Consider the following 2,128-nt stretch of genomic DNA (forward strand, 5'->3'; position numbering starts at 1 on the left):
GCGGAGGCGACACGTGTGGCGCGATCACTGAATCAAGGGATGTTGTCGATGAGCGCGCCCCGGGTAGCGGGCACGCTAACGACGGTTGCCGATCGCGATGCCGCGCTCCTCCAGGTCGTCGAGGAACGCAGCGATCGTGTCGAGGGCCGTCTGTGGCACCCCAGTCAAGGCGTGGTTCGCGGCCGGATCCTCTGTCCTATGGGCTGGGGGGTTGCATGGCCGAGTGGGCGAGGCGGGTGAGGCCGGCTCGTATCCGCTGCTCGCCGAGTTCTGGCAGGAGCGCGGCTACGTGTTCGGCGGCCAAAGCCGCGAGCAGGGCGTGGGCGGTGTGTTCGGGGTCGGGTGTGGCGCCCAGCAGGATCGCTGTGTGGCGATGCCAGAACCGGTAGGCGCCGATCCGGTACCGGGCGCCGGGTGCCGCGGTCTCCGACATCCGGATCAGCGCCAGGTGCTCAAGCAGGTAGTCGAAATAGGCGTCGATGAACGCGGCCAGGCGTTCGTCGGCCGGCGCTCCGGGGCCGAGGGGTGGCGGTCCGTGCAGGATTGCCTCCTGCAGCACGCGTTCTCGGGCGTCCAGCAGCGCGGCGGCCAACCCGGACTTGTCGCCGAAGCGGCGAAACAGCGTGCCCTTGCCGACGCCGGCGGCCGCCGCGACTTGGTCCATGGATACCGCTTCGACGCCGTGTTCGGCGAAGAGTCTGCCTGCGGCCTCCAGGACGGCAGCGCGGTTACGGGCCGCGTCCGCCCGTTCCTTGGGCGGCGGGGTACGCAGCAGTTCCAACGGCATTGCGGAACCGGACCGCAGTCCGTTATCGTCATGAGCCACAACCGGACTATAGTCCAATTCCCGGAAGGTAGTGGCATGACCACACTCATCACCCGCGACGAGCTGAAGGCAGCGATCGAAGCGGGCACCGTGACCGTCCTCGACACCCTGGGCGGCGAGTACTACGCCCAGCAACACCTGCCCGGCGCCCTCGAGCTGGTCCTGGCCGACGTCGCCGCCCAGGCGCCCGCCCTGCTCCCCGACCGCGACGCCGCGATCGTCACCTACTGCTCCAACCCGGCGTGCCCCAACAGCGGACAGGTCGCCGACCGGCTCACCGCTCTCGGCTACACCGACGTCCGCAAGTACCGCGAGGGCATCCAGGACTGGGCGGAGGCCGGTCTCCCCACCGAGTCCGCCTGACCTCCGCCGGGGGAGGGCAACGCGAAAGCCTTGCCCTCCCCCGGCGATCACGCATCCCCGCATCTGCCGGGTCGAGAGGTCGAGAGCCTGTCTCTTGGAAGTGCGGTGCGCATGGTGCTGCATGCCGGATCGAAATCCTGTGGCAGCAGCGCTCGCCCCGCAGCGGCTGATCGAGCGGGTCGTGGGCCTCGACGAGGCGGCAGCGCTGCTGCCTGGCTTCGACCGGGCCTCCCCCGCCGGGATGACGATGATCGATCCGCTCCACGGCTGAATCCACGGCGGACGCGGCCGGCGCGGCGGGCGTGGCGTCGGTATTTGTACGGGACGTCGGGTGATGATGGCGCGGTGCGACTTGATCACGTGTCCTATGCGGTGGCCCGCGACAGCTTCGTCTCGACTGTCCAGTGGATCGGATCGGCCCTCGGTGCCGGGTTCGTCGACGGGGGCGTGCACCCGCGATTCGGCACCCGCAATTTTATTCTCCCGCTGAGCGGCGGCACCTACGTCGAGGTCGTCACCACACTCGACCACCCCGCCGCCGACCGCGCGCCCTTCGGCCAGGCGGTCGCGCGCCGCGCCGCCGAGGGCGGCGGCTGGCTCGGTTGGGTGGTCTCCGTCGACGACATCGCCCCGGTCGAGGCCCGCCTCGGCCGCACCTCGGCCGAGGGCCACCGTGTCCGCCCCGACGGGTTCGACCTGAGGTGGAAGCAGATCGGCCTGCTGGAACTGCTGGAGGACCCGCAACTGCCCTACTTCCTTCAGTGGTTGGTCCCCATCGAGGAGCGCCCGAGCGCCGACCCGCGCACCTCCACCACCATCCACGGGGTCTCCATCGCCGGCGACGCCGCCTCCATCGCCGAATTCCTCGGCGAACCAGCCGACCACCCCCTCGACCAGATCGACGTCACCTGGGTCGAGGATGAGGAACCGGGCCTGGTC

4 protein-coding genes are annotated in these 2,128 nt (G+C 70.0%); 3 read left to right on the forward strand and 1 reads right to left on the reverse strand.

From position 1 onward, the window contains the following. Positions 1 to 196: 196 nt before the first annotated feature. Complete coding sequence (locus VIU94_RS13250; protein ID WP_331910970.1) at positions 197 to 787, reverse strand: TetR/AcrR family transcriptional regulator; 591 nt, start codon at positions 785 to 787, stop codon at positions 197 to 199. 75 nt (positions 788 to 862) lie between these two features. On the opposite strand from VIU94_RS13250, the gene VIU94_RS13255 reads away from it, so the two are divergent. From VIU94_RS13255 to VIU94_RS13265, 3 genes are all read left to right on the forward strand, one after another. Further along, on the forward strand, positions 863 to 1,189 hold the full coding sequence (locus VIU94_RS13255) for a rhodanese-like domain-containing protein (protein WP_331910972.1): 327 nt from the start codon (positions 863 to 865) through the stop codon (positions 1,187 to 1,189). Between the two features lie 139 nt (positions 1,190 to 1,328). After that, positions 1,329 to 1,460, forward strand: coding sequence for a hypothetical protein (locus tag VIU94_RS13260; protein WP_267824546.1), 132 nt, complete (start codon positions 1,329 to 1,331; stop codon positions 1,458 to 1,460). Positions 1,461 to 1,534: 74 nt separating this feature from the next. Next, positions 1,535 to 2,128, forward strand: a 594-nt coding sequence (locus tag VIU94_RS13265) for a VOC family protein (RefSeq protein ID WP_331910974.1), incomplete at its 3' end; no start/stop codon positions are given.

This window comes from Streptomyces sp. (genome assembly GCF_036566765.1).
Classification (GTDB): domain Bacteria; phylum Actinomycetota; class Actinomycetes; order Streptomycetales; family Streptomycetaceae; genus Streptomyces.

Excerpts from the sequence above, each read along its gene's own strand:
- VIU94_RS13250 (WP_331910970.1), bottom strand. The coding sequence starts at position 787 with ATGCCGTTGGAACTGCTGCGTACCCCGCCGCCCAAGGAACGGGCGGAC.
- VIU94_RS13255 (WP_331910972.1), top strand. The coding sequence starts at position 863 with ATGACCACACTCATCACCCGCGACGAGCTGAAGGCAGCGATCGAAGCG.